This is a genomic window from Maribacter sp. MJ134 (assembly GCF_003970695.1).
Taxonomy (GTDB): Bacteria; Bacteroidota; Bacteroidia; order Flavobacteriales; family Flavobacteriaceae; genus Maribacter.
This window is the reverse complement of the sequence record NZ_CP034570.1, coordinates 1,426,443-1,444,402: the sequence shown is the minus strand read 5'-3', so window position 1 is coordinate 1,444,402 and position 17,960 is coordinate 1,426,443. Positions and strand designations below refer to the sequence as shown.

The 17,960-nt window shown below is 38.2% G+C and carries 14 protein-coding genes; 12 read left to right on the top strand and 2 right to left on the bottom strand.

Going from position 1 to position 17,960, the window contains the following annotated elements; genetic code table 11:
• Nucleotides 1-178 precede the first annotated feature (178 nt).
• The 4 genes from EJ994_RS06340 (at nt 179) to EJ994_RS06325 (ending at nt 4,936) form a co-directional block, all read left to right on the top strand.
• A complete protein-coding gene (locus tag EJ994_RS06340; RefSeq protein WP_099574821.1) occupies nt 179-781 on the top strand; it encodes an SPOR domain-containing protein in 603 nt (200 codons plus the stop codon).
• Nucleotides 781-1,689: a 1,4-dihydroxy-2-naphthoate octaprenyltransferase gene (gene menA / locus EJ994_RS06335; RefSeq protein WP_126591697.1), complete on the top strand. Its 909-nt coding sequence runs from the start codon at nt 781-783 to the stop codon at nt 1,687-1,689. The genes EJ994_RS06340 and menA overlap by 1 nt, the downstream gene beginning before the upstream one ends.
• Nucleotides 1,690-1,723: 34 nt before the next feature.
• Nucleotides 1,724-2,485 (top strand): LytR/AlgR family response regulator transcription factor, encoded by a 762-nt coding sequence (locus tag EJ994_RS06330; protein ID WP_126591696.1) that lies wholly within the window; start codon nt 1,724-1,726, stop codon nt 2,483-2,485.
• 486 nt (nt 2,486-2,971) lie between these two features.
• A complete protein-coding gene (locus EJ994_RS06325; RefSeq protein ID WP_126591695.1) occupies nt 2,972-4,936 on the top strand; it encodes a histidine kinase dimerization/phosphoacceptor domain -containing protein in 1,965 nt (654 codons plus the stop codon).
• Nucleotides 4,937-4,943: 7 nt separating this feature from the next.
• On the opposite strand, the gene EJ994_RS06320 is transcribed toward EJ994_RS06325, so the two are convergent.
• Nucleotides 4,944-5,738: an SDR family oxidoreductase gene (locus EJ994_RS06320; protein ID WP_126591694.1), complete on the bottom strand. Its 795-nt coding sequence runs from the start codon at nt 5,736-5,738 to the stop codon at nt 4,944-4,946.
• 47 nt (nt 5,739-5,785) lie between these two features.
• Between EJ994_RS06320 and EJ994_RS06315 the strand changes: the two genes are divergently transcribed.
• From EJ994_RS06315 to EJ994_RS06305, 3 genes are read left to right on the top strand one after another with little or no spacing between them, the layout of a single operon-like run.
• The gene (locus EJ994_RS06315; protein ID WP_126591693.1) at nt 5,786-6,838 is read left to right on the top strand and encodes an o-succinylbenzoate synthase; all 1,053 of its coding nucleotides are present in this window, start codon (nt 5,786-5,788) and stop codon (nt 6,836-6,838) included.
• On the top strand, nt 6,829-7,794 hold the full coding sequence (locus EJ994_RS06310; RefSeq protein WP_126591692.1) for a CPBP family intramembrane glutamic endopeptidase: 966 nt from the start codon (nt 6,829-6,831) through the stop codon (nt 7,792-7,794). The genes EJ994_RS06315 and EJ994_RS06310 overlap by 10 nt, the downstream gene beginning before the upstream one ends.
• The gene (locus EJ994_RS06305; protein ID WP_126591691.1) at nt 7,781-8,866 is read left to right on the top strand and encodes an AMP-binding protein; all 1,086 of its coding nucleotides are present in this window, start codon (nt 7,781-7,783) and stop codon (nt 8,864-8,866) included. Before EJ994_RS06310 ends, EJ994_RS06305 begins: the two co-directional genes overlap by 14 nt.
• On the opposite strand, the gene EJ994_RS06300 is transcribed toward EJ994_RS06305, so the two are convergent.
• The gene (locus EJ994_RS06300; protein WP_126591690.1) at nt 8,863-9,609 is read right to left on the bottom strand and encodes a DUF4886 domain-containing protein; all 747 of its coding nucleotides are present in this window, start codon (nt 9,607-9,609) and stop codon (nt 8,863-8,865) included. The genes EJ994_RS06305 and EJ994_RS06300 overlap by 4 nt on opposite strands.
• Before the next feature lie 86 nt (nt 9,610-9,695).
• Between EJ994_RS06300 and EJ994_RS06295 the strand changes: the two genes are divergently transcribed.
• The 5 genes from EJ994_RS06295 (at nt 9,696) to EJ994_RS06275 (ending at nt 17,959) form a co-directional block, all read left to right on the top strand.
• Entirely contained in the window at nt 9,696-11,042 is a 1,347-nt protein-coding gene (locus EJ994_RS06295; RefSeq protein ID WP_126591689.1) for a M24 family metallopeptidase, read from the top strand.
• A 5-nt stretch (nt 11,043-11,047) separates the two neighbouring features.
• Nucleotides 11,048-13,231, top strand: a complete 2,184-nt coding sequence (locus EJ994_RS06290; protein ID WP_126591688.1) for a TonB-dependent receptor plug domain-containing protein — start codon at nt 11,048-11,050, stop codon at nt 13,229-13,231.
• A 66-nt stretch (nt 13,232-13,297) separates the two neighbouring features.
• Nucleotides 13,298-15,049, top strand: a complete 1,752-nt coding sequence (locus EJ994_RS06285) for a carboxypeptidase-like regulatory domain-containing protein (RefSeq protein WP_126591687.1) — start codon at nt 13,298-13,300, stop codon at nt 15,047-15,049.
• A 9-nt stretch (nt 15,050-15,058) separates the two neighbouring features.
• The gene (locus EJ994_RS06280) at nt 15,059-16,816 is read left to right on the top strand and encodes a carboxypeptidase-like regulatory domain-containing protein (protein ID WP_126591686.1); all 1,758 of its coding nucleotides are present in this window, start codon (nt 15,059-15,061) and stop codon (nt 16,814-16,816) included.
• Nucleotides 16,817-16,819: 3 nt separating this feature from the next.
• Nucleotides 16,820-17,959: a carboxypeptidase-like regulatory domain-containing protein gene (locus EJ994_RS06275; protein ID WP_126591685.1), complete on the top strand. Its 1,140-nt coding sequence runs from the start codon at nt 16,820-16,822 to the stop codon at nt 17,957-17,959.
• Nucleotide 17,960 lies beyond the last annotated feature (1 nt).

The window sequence follows — 17,960 nt, the reverse complement described above, 5'->3', positions numbered from 1 at the left end:
CTATGTAAGATTTTTCTCAATTATTTGATTAGCAGAGTTATAAGAAATTTTATTTATCTATTTCCTAGGATAATATGTCATAAATCTTATTTTTGTGCTACTTAAAGAATTTAGTTAATTTAAGTACTCTTTTTTGACTATCTTAAGACAGAATAAGCCCCTATAAAAGATAAAGATTATGCCATTTATAGAAGAAAGTGATTTATTAGAATTGCATAAGGATGTTGATAAGGCTCAAATTATCAATGAGCGTTTGTTGGATCAAATTAAATTCAAAAATAAAGAACTTAAGAAAAGTAAAATTCAACGTAACATTTTTGCAGGTATAACAGCATTCTTTTTAATAGGAGGACTAGCCTTTGGTTCTCTCGCAGCTGGCTTAAGCATGTCTAACAATTACGACAGACAAAACAATAATCTCCTTGTTTCAATTGACAGTTTGGATGCTATTAAAACAAGAATCGATAATTTAAAGGTTCAAAACGAGGAGTTAAGTTTGGTAAAGGAATTTTATCTGGCCAAGGAATTTTTAGAAAAAGAGAAAATTTACTCAGTGCAGGTGAAATCTTTTGTGGATAACAACGTAACACTGGCTTCAGAAGCGCTCACCAACACATTGTTCGTTAAAACAAATCCATTTTATTCGTACTCACTCGGTAATTTTGAAACGCTTGAAGAAGCACAGTCGTTTAGGAAACAACTGGTTGATATTGGTTTTGAAGATGCTTTTGTAGCTTCGTACAAAGAAGGTAAAAGAATTCAAATAGAAGACCCTTATTAGTGCGTAAACTAAGCGCATGGATTAATGCTGCTAGGCCTAGAACGCTACCCCTATCCATTTCGGGAATACTGATCGGTACTGCTTTAGCGGGCTATCTTGGCGATAGCAATACAACACTTTTCTGGTTGGCAATTTTCACTACCATTGGTTTTCAGATCACTTCAAATTTCGCGAATGACTACGGAGATGGTGTAAAAGGAACCGATAATCATAATAGAGTTGGTCCTAAAAGAGCACTACAAAGCGGGTTGCTGTCACGGACCATCTTAAAGAGGGGTATTATTGTTTCCGTAATTATTAATATGCTTTTGGTCATAGCTTTGATCTATATGGCCTTTGGAGAGGAGAACCTTGTTCTGTCCTTGACATTTCTTCTACTTGGTGCCTTAAGTATATGGGCGGCAATTAAATATACTGTAGGTGATACGGCCTATGGTTACAAAGGTCTAGGGGATGTTTTTGTTTTTGTATTCTTTGGTTTGGTCAGTGTTTTAGGTTCCCTATTTTTATACACTTCTTCCTTCTATCTATTGGGTTTGTTGCCTGCCATAAGTATTGGTTTGCTTAGTGTCGGTGTTTTAAATTTAAATAATCTAAGAGACTTTAACTCCGATAAGGAATCAGGTAAGAATACTGTAATCGTGAAAATAGGTTTCGAAGCAGGAAAAAAGTACCATTACGTACTTCTTTTTGGCTCGTTCATAAGCTTAGCCCTATTTATATTCTTGACGTATAAGCACTGGAGTCAGTTATTATGTCTTCTTTCATTTGTACCTATAGTATGGCATGCGTTCAAAGTTAAAAATACGGCTATTCCCAAAAACTTGGATCCCGAACTCAAAAAGTTGGCGTTGAGTGCTTTTGCAATGGCATTGCTCTTTTATTTTGGATACAATTATTTTTTGTAATTTTGAGTGTAAACCATCTAAACCACAAATAAATTTGGAGCAATCTATTAAAATACTTATCGTGGAGGACAACGTTATCATCGCTGATGATATGCAGTCCATGTTGGAGGAAATCGGTTATGAGATTGTAGACAATGTTATTGTTTATGAGCAGGCTGTCGAAGTGTTGAAAACGCAACAGGTAGACCTTGTTTTAATAGATATAATTCTAGCATCTGACAAGACCGGTATAGATTTAGGAAAGCATATTCGTGAGAATTATGACATTCCTTTCATATTTGTAACTTCAAACTCTGATAGGGCTACCGTAGAAAATGCCAAGACCGTTAAACCAAACGGTTATCTTGTAAAGCCTTTTGAGCAACAAGATCTGTATACTTCTATAGAAATTGCTTTATCTAATTTTATTTATGGCAAACAACCAGGGAATAGCGGTGTAAATGAGGGAACGGTCAACGAGGATGTACCGATGTCCAATTCCATATTAAAAGATTCCATTTTCGTAAAGAAACAACACCTCTATTATAGAATTCAGTTCGGGGATATACAGTTCATTAAGGCAGATAATGTTTACTTAGAGGTGAATACGGTTGATAAGAAGTTCCTGGTAAGGTCTCCTTTAAAGGATTATTTAGAAAAGCTGCCGAAGAATAAATTTTATAGGGCGCATAAATCCTATATCGTTAATGTAGATCATATCGATGCCATCAATTCAAAGGATATTATGATTAATAATACCCTTATTCCTATCTCTAAAGACTTTAAGGAGTTCATTATTTCTGCCATGAATTCATGACGTTCTGAATAACGCATTTTAAAAATCACTTCTTTAGGAGTGATTTTTTTTGGTTCATATGAAATTATTAGGAATCGTGATTTAATCGTCTTTATGCAGCACAACAAATCATCGATGAAATGCAGGTAATAACGCTGAACCGCAAGTCTTTTGGTCTAAACAAAGTTTCACAACAAAATAGGCCCTTTACACAACAATATTCCCATACCTGGTTGCTTATATAATATTTTTGTAAAAGGAGGGTGCTGTTATTCGTTTTAGATTCCAGTTGCACAATTCAATTTGTCCTTATTACGGTGAACCGTGCATTTAAAACCCTTTTGAAACTTTTGGCGGTTATTGATACGGTTGTATTCTTAGAACACCAACTTATTGAAACCGATTAAATTCGTTACACTTCGTTAGAAATTATGATGAAGGGGTAACAACAAAAATTTAGCAATATCAAAGAATAGTTTTAAGTTTGATATGGTGTCCTAATATGATATGAAAAAAAACGTTTGTTCTAATCTTTTTTTAATTACTGTGTTCCTGCTCATGGCCTTTTCGGTTTCTGCTCAGGATTCCCTAGACGCTACTGATTATTACGAGCAATTTCAAGAACTCGAAGATTCAGAGTTGAGGTCTACCTTTTTTTTCGGTACTCCGGATAGATATAATCAGAATTCTGCTTATGATTGGTTAGACACCGTGAACGTTTACTTGAACAGTTCCCAGAAAACAAAGGACTCCACCGGTATTGTTAATTATAAGTTGATGCAAGGTCAACTTTACTACGATTTAGGGGACTATGAAAAAAGTCTCGCCATTGTCAAAGAGCTCTATGAGGAAATGGATTCTTACGATATAGACATCAAATCGCTTATTTTGGAATTGATGGATGCTGATTATGCTAGGTTGGAACTGTATGAAAAGCAAATAGAGGTCAGAAGACGCAAGCGAGAGATAGGTATTACTAAGAACATCGCCTTCTATGACATCTATTCTAGCTTAGGTCAGCACAGAAAGGCTATGAAGGACTATATGACCGAGGAGAAAAAGGAAATTGAAGATGGCGACTTTTATGCACAGGCCGTATATAACAACAATATTGGAAATTATCTGAGGCTAGATAAATCCACACCCACCGCGTTAACACAGTTCAATAAAGCCAATGCCCTGATAGATGTTTATTTTAGCGATGTTATACAGGTAAAATCAGACAACCAACTTGTACAGGCAAACCTCCTAAAAGGCATTATTTTAGGAAATATTGGAAAATGCTATGTTCAGTTAAAGGAGTATGAGGAGGCCATTCCGTATTTGGAAAAAAGCATTGAGGCAATAAAAAAATATAACCCAGGCAAATTTTCGTCAGACTTAGTGGAAAATACCTTGGAAATTGCCGAGTGTCATTTAAACCTGAACAATTTTGAAAAGGCTACGGACTATTTAAGTGATGACTTAACGCCGGTTAAAACGGAGAATATTCTAAAGAAAAATCGTCTATATGCCTCTTACTACGATAAGACCGGAGATTATAGGAGTTCCAATACCTATCTAAAAAGAAATACTAGAATAAGGGATTCTATAGAATTTAATGAGTCAAATATTAGAAATCAGCAATTGGCTGCTGTCATTACTCAAGAAGTAGAGTATTCCAAGGATATGATCGAGCAGCAAAAGGCGGATTTAGAGCAATCAAGAAATGATATTGCCGCTAAGGATGAAAGGATAAGTTTGGTGTTCATTTCATTGATATTCACTTTGCTGGGGTTTGCGGGGTTGGTGTATGCCTACTTAAAGAGTATTAAGAACCAACGTTTAATAGCGGAGCAGAAACATATTATAGAAAACTCATTGGTAGAAAAAGACTCTCTATTAAAAGAAATTCATCATAGAGTGAAGAACAATTTGCAGATGGTTTCGAGCTTGTTGAGCCTTCAGACTAAGAATACGCGAAGTAAGGCTGCAATTGAGGCACTAGAGGAAGGAAAAAGTAGGGTGAAGGCCATGGCGCTCATTCACCAAAAATTGTATCAGAATGACGACTTGTCGGTAATAGAAATGCAGGGTTACATCGAGAGTCTTATTAACAGTGTACAGTCAGTCTACAAGAAGGGTGGTCATAATATTAATATCACTATAGATGCCGAAGGTGTAGAGCTTGATATTGATAGGGCGATACCTTTTGGACTAATATTGAACGAACTTGTTTCTAACTCCTTTAAATACGCTTTCCCGCAAAACGAAGAGGACGGTAAAATATATATTCATCTTAGAAAAATAGCGGGTAGGGAAGGCTTTTTTGAATATACCGATAATGGCGTGGGTCTGCCGAAGGATACCGAAGAACGGGCAAACTCTTCCATGGGTATTCGTCTAATGAATAGACTTGCAAATCAGCTACAGACCAATTTAAATACGGATAAGACCTCTGATGGAGTTCGTTTCTGGTTCAATTTCAAGTAGTACGTATTTAACGAACCGCACTTTTTAGAACAACCCGGTGTAGCATTTTTGGAAAGAAGCGTTTTAGATAGACTCCAAAAGTTTCCTTACCACCGATATATACTTCAAATTTATTTTTCTCTATCGCCTTTATGATTTTAGCGGCGCATTCGTTTGGAGACATTCCATTGGCCGTAGCTTCGTCCTGTTTTCTTTGTTGACTGCCATCTCCTACTAGTGCATTTTTTGCCACATTGGTTTGAATGAATCCTGGACATACAAGTGTAACGTTAATATGGTCTTTTTCATGTTCCATCCGCAAGACATCGAAGAAGCCATGAAGGGCATGTTTAGCACCACAATACCCGGACCTGTAAGGTGAACCAAATTTTCCCATAAGGCTTGTAACCGTAACGAAATGACCACCTTTTTCGGCTAAAAAATACGGAAGTAATGACTTTGTTAATTTTATAGTTCCCAGATAGTTAACGTCTATCATTTTTTGAAAAACTTCAAACTTAGTGTTTTTTATTAAAGAGCGTTGACTTATACCGCCGTTATTAATTAAAATGTCTATTCTGCCATAGAACGCAATAGCTTTTTCGGTTGCTTCGGAGAGTGTGTTAAAAGCTGCTAAATCCAAAGGTAAAATAGATACCTTTTTTGGATTTTTGCAGTTATTTTTAACGCTTAATAATGCTTCAGGTCTCCTTGAGGAAATGATAAGAAAGCAACCTAGTTCGTTCAATCTATAGGTCAATGCTTCACCTATACCAGAGGATGCGCCGGTAATCCATATTTTTTTTCCTTGTATATGCCCCATCTTGTTCTTTTAGACCGCTAAAATATACCTAAATTTATAGGCTTAATATGAAAGCCACTTATAAAAAACACATACTTAATTTTAAACGGCCTAGCGGAACTTCTCGTGGAACCCTAAAGACTAAGGAAACATGGTTCCTTATTTTGGAGGATAGTGGACAGTACGGTATAGGGGAATGTGCTGTATTTAGGGGCTTAAGTTATGATGATGTACCCGATTACGAGGAAAAGCTAGCCTGGGTGTCTCGGAATATTAATCTCGGGGAAGGAGAGTTGATAAAAGAATTGAAACACTTTCCTAGTATTCAGTTTGGTTTGGAACAGGCATTTTTGTCCCTAGCGGCACGAGATTCCTTTAAACTATTTCATACGCCATTTGTTAACGAGTATAAGCCTATAGCAATAAACGGGCTCATCTGGATGGGTGATATCGACTTTATGCATGAACAGATTCAGCGCAAGTTAGTAGAAGGATTCTCTTGTATTAAAATGAAGATAGGAGCGGTTGATTTTAATAAGGAAATAACATTGTTGCAATCCATTAGAAATCGATTTGATAAAGACGAAATAGAATTACGGGTAGATGCCAATGGTGCATTTTCTTCGTTTGAAGCTTTGGATAAATTGAGTATACTTTCAACCCTTGATCTTCACTCCATTGAACAACCCATCAAAGCAGGACAATGGAATTCACTCAAAGAATTGTGTAGTGAGACACCCTTGCCAATTGCATTGGATGAAGAACTGATAGGAATCGTAGATATTGAAAAAAAGGACGAACTGCTAAGAACGGTACGCCCTCAGTATATTATTCTAAAACCAAGTTTGGTCGGTGGTTTTCAGGGTAGTGAGGAATGGATATCTATTGCGGAAAAATATAAAATCGGTTGGTGGGTTACCAGTGCATTGGAAAGTAATATAGGGTTAAACGCAATTGCACAATGGACCTCCGTTTTAAATAGTAATTTACCGCAAGGCTTGGGTACAGGGGCTTTATTCACTAATAATATCGATAGTCCTTTGGAGGTAAGAAACGGAAGTTTATACTATAACCCAAAAAAGGTTTGGGATAACAAATTAATAAAGAATTTATGTACATAGAGCAGGGATATAAGGGTTTAAGCGAAGGGTGGAGATACGTGCTCGGTATTATTGCCGTATTTTTTGTTTGGCAAATATTGGGAGGCGTTCCTTTAGTGGCCGCTTTAATTTTAAAGAGCGACTCCCTTGCTGTCTTAGGGAGTGGTGATTTAGGAGTAATGTCCAATATACTCGGTTCCAACACCTTCTTGTTTCTAATGCTACTAACTTTTGCTATTGGGCTAGGAGCATTATTCCTATTCGTAAAATTTGTTCATAAACAATCGTTGACCTCTTTAACTACGGCAAGAAAGAAAATAGATTGGTCTAGAATACTGTTCGCTTTTGGTCTATGGGCGATTATCTCCGTACTTTTTATTTTTCTGGATATGTATTTGGCACCGGAAGACTATGAATATAACTTTCAAATGACACCGTTCCTCATTTTAGCTGTAATCGCTATCGTGATGATTCCCCTGCAAACCAGTATGGAGGAATATTTTATTAGAGGTTATATGTTACAAGGCTTAGGGGTTATGGCTAAAAACAGATGGTTCCCTCTGGTATTTACATCGTTATTATTCGGACTCATGCATATTCTCAATCCAGAGGTCGAAAAATTGGGTTATGGAATTTTAATCTTTTATATAGGTACGGGTTTTTTCTTAGGTATTGTTACGCTAATGGATGACGGGCTAGAGCTCGCAATTGGCTTTCATGCAGCGAATAATTTAACTGCTGCATTACTGGTCACGGCGGACTGGACAGCTTTTCAGACACATTCCGTTTACAGGGATATCTCAGACCCCGTTCTGGGTTGGGACGTTTTGATTCCGGTTTTTGTGGTTTTCCCAATACTATTATTGATTTTTTCTCAGATATACGGATGGTCCAATTGGAGGGAAAAACTTACCGGCAAAGTATTGTCCATGGAAGAGTTCCAAGCTAGAAAAGAAACTGAAGTTGAACAGCGTTAATGTACATCCTAATTTTGCCCTTAACGGTTTGTCCTGTACGGAGGCGGACCTTACTGAACTGTCTTATAGTTATGTCAAGGAAGGGTCGGAGTTCGAGAAAAAATTGGGTGATTTTTTATTGGACTGGTTACAGCCCTCCCATGAAATTAGTGTCCAGACTTCTGGTTCTACGGGAACACCCAAGCGTATTTCTATTTTGAAGGAACACATGATCAATTCGGCCGTGGCTACAGGGGATTTCTTCGTATTAAAACCAAAGGATACCGTGCTGCATTGTTTACCCATGACCTATATCGCCGGGAAAATGCTAATGGTGCGTGCATTGGTATTAGGGCTACATATTGATGTGATTGAACCTAAATCTAGTCCACTTACATCCGATGGAAAAAAATATAGTTTTTCAGCCATGGTTCCGCTTCAACTTCAGAACAGTGTCAATTTCATAGATTCTATTGAAAAGCTAATTGTTGGTGGGGCTCCTTTTTCTCAAGATTTAAAAAATCTAGTGCAAGATAAAAGGTGTCAAATTTATGAGACCTATGGTATGACGGAGACTATTACACATATTGCTGCTCGAAAAGTCAATGGAGCCGTTCAGGGCGACTCTCGTTCGTCAGCACTTCCTTTTAAGGTGCTCCCAAAAGTTAAGATTTCGACCGATCAAAGGAATTGTCTCGTTATTGATGCGCCACATATCTCGGAGGAAACTGTGTATACCAATGATATTGTTGAACTTACTTCAACATCGGAGTTTCTTTGGTTGGGTAGACATGATAATGTAATCAATTCCGGGGGCATAAAATTATTTCCCGAGCAAATAGAATCAGCACTCTCCGCTTTTATTAATAATCGATTCTTTGTCGCCGGTAAACCGGATAGAATATTAGGTGAGAAATTAGTTTTGATCGTAGAAGGCAAATTAAATCGGGAAGAGGTTCTTATGAAAATAAGGCGTAGCGGTATTCTTGGAAACTATCAAATACCCAAAGAAGTAATTATGGTACCGAAGTTCAAAGAAACTGAAAATGGTAAGATAATGCGTAAGGAGACTGTCAAATTACTTGGCAATTAGTAGGCGTCTATAGCTTCCTTTGCCATCTGTTTTAGTAAATCTGCCGTTGCTTCTTCTAGTGAAGCGGTATAGTCATTTTTAGTGGGGTCCTCGTCATATATGGCATAATAAAACATACTTGCCGCTAGAAAAGAACCTGCTATACTTGGATGCACTCCGTCTGGATTATAAAGGTTAATGGTTTCTCCGTTGGCATTCTTAAAATCTCTAAAAGCTACTCCTACCGGAACAACTTTAGCTTTTAAAAGCACACCCGTCTCTTCATAGGTTTCGATAATTTTGGACAACATTTCTGGCTCATCTTCGTAAGCCCAGGTTAAAAAAAGATAAAGTTGCGTATCATTGTTAGTAACGGCAAACTTAAAGTTTTCCATAGCAACCTTAGCACCAAGCTTGTCGTTGGCCGCTTTAAACGTATTCTCTTGAAGCACTACAATGTCCCATTTTTTTGATTCTAGTATAGAAGTGGTACTGTTGTTTTCTAAATGCTCATCGAGCGTATAGCCATCAAAGGCCGAGCGTTCTATGAATGGTTCGTAAGGGAGGTTTAAGTTGTCTAAAAAACCTTTTAAATAAAAATCCACGCCTTGGTTAAAACGGGTATGACTGTTTCCTATAAAAAGTACGTTCTGTGGTCTAAATGGTGTCTCTACGGTGTCTTCTTTCTCGGGTTCTGCCGTACGGTCTTCGGAGCAACTTATCATTAGAAAAAGTAAGGGTATAAGAACCGAAATTTCTTTCATTTTAAAAATGGAATATTTCATCATTTAAAGGTACTTCTATTTTTCTGTACCTTAAAAAAAACGTATTTTAAACCAAAAATTTAAAAATGCATAACGTTGTTAAACTTATACTTCTACTCATTGTTTTACAGGTTTCTGGACAACAAATTTTACCTGAAAACAAACGGGCCGTGGTGGTCGATGAAATTTTAGAAAATCGTTTTAATAATTTGCTTCCGCAATTGATGGACGCTTCCGATATTGATATGTGGGTCGTTATTTCTAGGGAATATAATGAAGACCCGGTGATCAAGACCATGCTTCCGGCTACTTGGTTAAATGCAAGGAGAAGAACTATTCTTTTATTTTACAGAGATAAGACCAATAATACCATTGAAAAACTAGCGGTTGCTCGCTATAATGTAGGAAAGAGTATTAAATCTGCTTGGGATAAGGAAAAGGAACCAAATCAGTGGAAGCGGCTCATGCAGTTAATTACAGAGAGAAATCCTAAGAAAATAGGGCTCAATTTTTCTAAGGACCACAATATTGCGGATGGATTGGATAAGACAGATTATGACGAGTTCATGCAAAATCTTCCCAAGAGCTTTCAAAAAAGAGTTGTTTCTGCCGAGCAATTGGCGGTGAGATGGATAGAAACCCGAACAGAAAGAGAAATGGTCATTTACAACCAATTGGTAGATATCACCCATGATATTATCGCCGAAGCTTTTTCTGAAAAAGTAATTACTCCAGGGGTAACTACGACCACCGAAGTAGAATGGTGGATGCGTCAAAAGGTAACCGATTTAGGGCTGGAAACCTGGTTTCATCCAACGGTTGATGTACAGCGTTCAAAAGAAGATTTGGTAGGTCACCTCTATTCGTTCTCCGGCAGGCCGGACGATATGGTCATTCTTCCGGGAGATTTGTTGCATTGCGATTTTGGCATTACCTATTTAAGACTCAATACAGATTGTCAGGAATTAGCCTATGTTCTAAAACCAGAGGAAAAAGCTGCGCCTGACTTTTTAATCAATGGATTAAAAGATGGGAATCGTGTCCAAGACTTTTTGACCGGGAACATGGTTACAGGCAAAACAGGGAACGAAATTTTGGCAAAATCATTAGCTGAGGCAAAAGCGGCAGGTTTAAGGCCTTCTATCTATACGCATCCTCTTGGTTTATACGGTCATTCTGCAGGAACAACCATTGGTATGTGGGATGCTCAAGGTGGCGTAATGAAGGACGATGGGGAGAACTATCCGCTAAACCCGAATACCGTTTACGCCATAGAACTAAATACCACGATTACTATTCCAGAATGGAACCGGGATATTAGAATTATGTTGGAAGAAGCAGGTTTTTTTGGAGCGAACGGATTTAGATACGTTAACGGTAGACAAACAGAACTTATGTTAATACCCCGTTTAAAAACGCATCAAGGCAATTAGAAAATATGAAAAGACTAAGTATCCTAGTTATTTTATTGGCAAATCTGCTAACTGCCCAGGGGGTAGAAAACAATACGATTACAATTTGTTGGGACACTTCATTCTCCATGTTGAGCCGAGATATGGAAAAGGAATTTGAAATTTTAGAGAAAATTTTTAAAAGAAGTCCCGACCAAACCGTTCAACTCTTGCTTTTTGATATCGCTATAGAGGAGAAGGTTTTTCAGATTAATAACGGGGATTGGAGCGAATTGAAAACTACCCTAACTTCCGTCGTTCCGGATGGCGCAACAGTCTATGAGGGTCTTGCCGCCAAGATTGCGAATAAAACGGTATATTTTTTTACCGACGGTAATGCCTTAGTGCCTGATGAGGTTTTACCCGTAAAAAAGGGTAATTATGTTATCAGTAGCGCTTTGGACAGGAATGAGGAATTCTTGAAAAAATCTGCTCTAGTAGGTCGTGGAAGATTAATGGATTTTGCAGCCATATTACCGGATAATATAAAAGCCACCGCGGCAGCAAAGGAACTTCCGAATAAAAAAGAAATAACCGGTACGGTTTATATTGACAATGTCCCTACCAACGATATTGAAATTAGAATTATTGGAAGTAACAAGATAATTAAGACAGATAGTAGTGGTAAATTTTCCTTGCCCGCGGTTCCTGGTGATTCTATTCTAATTACCAGCAGGGCAAATAAAACGATGAAAACCGTTCCAATCGGTTACTTTAATAAAAGCTTAGATGTTTTCTTAAAAGCCAATGTAACCACATTGGACGAAGTGGTTGTAACGGAACAACGGGTCAATGCAATCTCAGAAGATCTTGTGAATACGGGAAATGGCCTCAAAAGCAAGGAAGAAATCGGTTATGCGGTGCAATCAATCGATTCGGAAGACATAACCCCTATACAGACAGATATTAGACAATCGGTACAAGGAAGGTTCTCTGGGGTCAATCTTGGTCCTGGAGAAGACCTTACCCAAGTCACTATGCGGACAAACGCCACTATATTGGGTAATAATTACGGACTTATTGTTATCGATGGGGTTCCTATGGAGCAGAACGATTCTTCCTTCGGTAGTTCTAGCAATGCCGCATCGAGCTTTGTAAACCCCGACAATGTAGCTGATATCACGGTGCTTAAAGGTTACGCAGCTACCAATAGGTACGGCTCGGCTGGTAACAATGGTGTAATCTTAATAACGACAAAAACCGCATCTTACGGTGGGGGTACTGGTGGAACAAAAAATACGGCCTTGGCTCAAAATAATGTTTATGACCCTGAGGCAAAAATCACTATTACGAAATCCGCACTTACCAAAGCTCTGGAGACCTATACGGATATGGATAAGGCATATGGTAAGTATTTGACCTTACGAAACTTCAATGAGAACAACGATTCTTTTTACCTAGATGCTTTTGAGTTTTTCAAGGATAAGGACCGCAAGTTAGCTGCTAGAGTGATATCTAATCTATGGGAGAAGAATATTGACAAAGAATCGTACTTAAGGCTTGTAGCCCTGTCCTTGCGATATTTAGGAGATTATGATGCCGTACAAATTCTCAATAACCAGCTAAATACCGTGAAGCCCACCGCATTACAACCCTTTTTCACCGAGGTTAAATTACAACTTGAGCAAAAAGAATATCAAGCGGCATTGGACCGTCTCATTACCCTGGCTAACGGGGGTGCTTATGGTGCAATGGATGTAAGCCCTATAAACAAATCCTTAGAAAGAGAAATCAAGAATTTAATTTTTCAAAAACGAGATGTTTTGGATGTAACCAAGGTAGCGGAACCCTATTTTAAGAATACGCAGATGAATGTGCGTCTCCTAGTGGAGTGGAGCAATGCTAAAACAGAATTCAACGTTCAATTCGTTAATCCTCAAAACCGTTATTTCAATTGGGAGCATACCAGTGCGGCGAATAGTGGTAGAATTGAAGAGGAAGTAAGTTTAGGTTACGCTATGGAGGAGTTTGAATTGTATGACGATCTCAAAGGCAATTGGAAAATAAATGCGGATTTCCTAGGTAACTTAGAGAGGGACAATTCAGAGCCTTTGGTTTTGTTGTGTTCCGTTTACACTAATTTTGGATATCCTTCACAAACAAAGAAATTGGTCTGGCTATATCTAGACGGTCAAAATCCTAAAAAAGAAATTATTGCTTTAAAAATTTAGTTAATCAAATCATAAGATGGCTTAATTCTTGTGGTCTTTTTCTTATCTTAATAAAAAATTGATGCCATGAAAAAAGCCGTTGTCCTATTACTCGTCTGTACTGTTAGTGCATTTTCTTTTGCACAGGAAAAATTGAACACTATAAAAGGAGTGGTCACTTATCTCGATACACCTCTTATTAATGCTGAAATAAAAGTCTCCGGTTCAGAGGAAGCTACCAAAACGGATATGGAAGGCAGGTATACCATTAATGCCAGACCAGGACAATTAGTTTCCTATGCCTATCCCAGCATGCGTACTTTAGAAATAGTGGTTGAAGATGTGACGCGTATTTTAAATATTGAATTGACCCCAGAAGTAAATCAATTGGATGAAGTGGTCGTTGAAAAAACGGTGTTGAAATCGCAGAAACAATTGAGAGCGGAATATGCTACCAATAAAAATCTTATAAACACCGCCTTTGGTATCTTGGATAAGGATGTTACCAGTTTTGCCGTGCGCATTGCAGAAGGTAAAGATTTAAATCCCATAGGTATAGATATAGCTACAGTTTTACAATATCGTTTTCCTGGTGTTAGGGTAGAAAGAAATGGTCTAGATTTTTTAAATCCTACCGTTTACTTACGAGGAGGTGCTCTTGGATTTTTTCCAGCGATTTATGATGTTGATGGATTGATTATTACAGATTTCCCTAATTTTTTACAAATAGAAAATATAGAACGGATTGCTGTAATCAGCGGTCTAGGGGCCGTTACAAAATATGGAGGAGCAGCAAATGGAGGTGTCATAGTCATTAACACCAAAGGAGCTAACTATTTCCCAGAGCCTGGTACGGATAAGCCATATGACATGGCAAGACTTCGGAACAATAAATTTAACGGGGATGTACTTACCAGTGAGGATTTAAAAAAAGATAGACCTATCTACCTTACTAAATTAATGGATAGTAAAAGCGAGGCCGAGGCCATCGCCACATACAATGAGCAGATAAAGGTTTACAGAAGTTCATATTTCTATATTTTGGACGCTTACGACCATTTTTCTAATAGATGGAAAAATACTGATTTTGCAGACGGTATTATTGAAAACAACAAACAAGTCATTTATGATAATCCCCTAGCTTTAAAAGCGCTAGCCTATACCTATCAAGCAGAAGACAGACTCAAAGAAGCCAATGAAGTATATAAAGAAGTTTTTCGTCTTAGACCCAATTACGCGCAGAGTTATATGGATTTGGCCAATAGTTATCGCGAGATTGGAGAAAACCAAAGAGCTGCGGCAATTTATGCTAGATATGGTTACTTGTTGGAAGAAGGCTTCTTAAGAGCTGAGGGAGATTTAGGTATTATCATGGATAGGGAATTGAACAATCTTATTGCTTTAAAAGGTAGAGAATTGTTATCTAGAAGAGAACTAAAGAATTTGGTCTTGGACGATGAGTTCGACGGTACGCGCCTGGTATTCGAGTGGAACGACAGTGAGGCGGAGTTTGAACTACAGTTCGTGAATCCCGAGGGAAATTATTTCAAGTCGGAACATTCGTTGCTGGCCGATGCAGATCGTATCAAAGATGAAAAGATATCAGGATTCTCCAGTGAGGAATACCTTATAGACGACAGTGTAAAAGGAGTGTGGAAAGTAAATGCCAAATACTTCGGCAACAAAAGCCTTACCCCAACGTATCTAAAAGCAACTATATACCATAACTTCGGTAGTGCATCGCAACGTAAGGAGACCAAGGTATTTAAACTAAGCCTAAGGAACGTGAACCAGCAATTGTTTACGGTCTCTAATATGTCCACCGTGGTGGGTAATTAAAGCCTGAATATGTATAGATTCACTGTCATGTTATGGCTGTTTACCTCTATTGTATGGGGTCAACAAAATGAAATCACAGTTACGGGTAAGGTTACGGACGGTCTGGCCCCAATCGGGGATGTTAACATTACCATATCCAATTCGGATGAAGGAACCAAAACGGATGTTAATGGTTTTTATAGCCTCAAAGTAAATGAGGGTACTCTAATAAGGTATAGTCATATTGGCTTTGAAACCGTAGAAATACTTGCCGAGGATATAAGCAGAACATTAAATATCGTCATGGTGCCGGAGGTAAACGAACTGGATAATGTTACCGTGACCAAGACCCTACCACGTAAGACCCAAAAAGAACTCTTTCAAGAATATAACACCAATCCCAATCTAATAAAGACCATGTTTGGGATTTTGGATAAGGATGTTGTGGGCTATTCTATGCGAACCGTTGATGAGAAAGAAATTAAAATTGTCTATCCCGATTTATCCTTCCTAATCAATAATCGATTTGCAGGAGTAGCGTCGAGGTGCAATCCTGCAACGGGTCTTTTGGAGACAACCATGAGGAAAGTTACTTCTTTAGGAAATGCAGGAGGAGGAGGTTCAATTTATGAAGTGGATGGAACGATATTTGATAGCTTGCCGTGTGCAATGGTCGATATTTCTAATATAAAGAGAATTGCAGTTATCCCTTCGTTTTCCGGTTTAACTAAATATGGGACCATGGCTAAGGCAGGTATTGTCATCATCAACACTAAAACGGGTAATTTCTCACCCGGTGCCAATGGTATCGAAAATTATGATCAAGCAAAACTTCGAAACAATATTTATTCAAACGACGCCCTGGCATTCGATACCTCCTCGAACGAGCCGGAATATCTGAGGCAATTTAGGAGTAGTGTAACCGAAGAGGAGGCGAAGAAAATTTATAGGGAACAATCGGCACAATACGGTAAATCCTACCACTTTGTTTTGGATGCGTATCAGTATTTTTCAAAGGAACTAGGGAACGGTGTATTCGCTGACGGTATCATCGAAGAACATAAAGAGCTATTCGCTTCCGACCCTATGGCCTTAAAATCCCTGGCATACCTTTACCAAGAGGAAGGAAGCTTCAAGAAAGCCAATGAGCTTTACAAGGAACTCTTTATCCTTCGAGCCAATTATGGACAGTCCTATATGGACTTGGCGAACAGTTACCGTGAAATAGGGGAGTATAAAAGAGCAGCGACAATGTATGCCAGATACGGTTATCTATTGAAAGAGGGTTTTCTAAGGGCGGAGGACGACCAGAACATTATCATGGAACGCGAGCTGAACAATCTTATCGCCTTTAAGGGTAAAGACCTGTTGAGCAAAAGAGAACTAAAGAATTTAGTGCTGGACGATGAGTTCAAAGGTACGCGATTGGTATTCGAATGGAACGATAGTGAGGCGGAGTTCGAGCTACAGTTCGTAAACCCAGAGGGAAATTATTTCAAATCGGAACATTCGCTCTTTGCCGATGCAGAAAGTTTCAAGAACAAGAAGATATCCGGTTTCTCAAGTGAAGAATATCTTATAGATGAAAGTATTAAAGGGGTATGGAAAGTAAACGCTAAATATTTTGGAAACAAAAGTTTAACACCTACTTATTTGAAAGCAACTATCTACCACAACTACGGTAGTGCGTCACAGCGTAAAGAAACTAAAGTCTTTAAGTTGAGTCTAAAAAACGTAAGCCAGCAATTGTTTACGGTTTCGAATGTGCTTTCAATTGTTTCAAATTAAATTATGCGGAAAATATTATTTATAATTTTAGTCGCCCTTTCCTGCTTACCGATGTATGCACAACAAGATTATAAGGGTCGTGTACTAGACGCTGAAACCAAGGATTTCCTGCCTTATGTAAACATTGGTATCGTCAATAGAGGTGTCGGGACCGTTAGTGATGAAGAGGGCCTATTTCATTTAGAATTGAACAAAGAGGAATATAGCCTTAAGGATTCCTTGCAATTTTCTTCAATCGGTTATAAAACATTTAAACGAGCGGTAAAAGATTTGCAGTTCGCTTATAATGAATACCCTGAAATAGTACTACAGCCAGAAATAGTAAAACTAAATGAGATTGTAGTAACCAATAAGGGCGCTTATGAGATTCAGGAAATTATTGGCTATCAAAATACTGGTGAGAAAATTTATGGCTATTGGAAGGATAATATTGCTTTAGGCGGAGAACTGGCCACAAAAATAAAAGTAAAAAAAGGTCTCAGAAAACTAGAGGACTTGGTTTTTGAAGTTGCCTCCAATGCCTCGGATAGTCTTCTTGTACGCATTAATATTTATGATGAAGACGGTTTTAAGAGTTTTCCGGGCACTAACCTGAATACTTCTGGTAAGAGTATTTTTCATACAATAGGTAAAAACGCGAGGGTATCTAAGGTAGATTTATCGCCTTACGATATCTATGTCAAGAACGATTTTATTCTGAGTTTGGAACTATTAAAAATATATGGAGCCAAAAAAGTGAGCTTGGTGCTCATGGCAGCTCCTAATAAGTATACACACTCTTATAGAAAATACGCGAGTCTGGCGGCGTGGGAAAAATTAGAAAAATCAGCTATGGCGTATCAATTGAATTCTACCTATTATTCCGATAAGCCCGCCCGTAATTCCAAGGCTATGGTGGCTAAGGGAAAGAAAGCGACGAACTTGAATATTTCAGGCTTTGTTTTCTTTGCAGGGCGTGGGGTTTCAGGTGCAACTATTACCAATGAAATGAACGGTGAATCTACCGTAGCCAATGCGCAAGGCAGATATGTCCTAAAGGCCCAAAAAGGGGATTTAATTATCTTTAAAGCAGCGTATATGAAAACCAAACGGATTAAAATTCTAGATAGAACCAGAGTCAATGTCAATTTAGAAAGTGAATAGT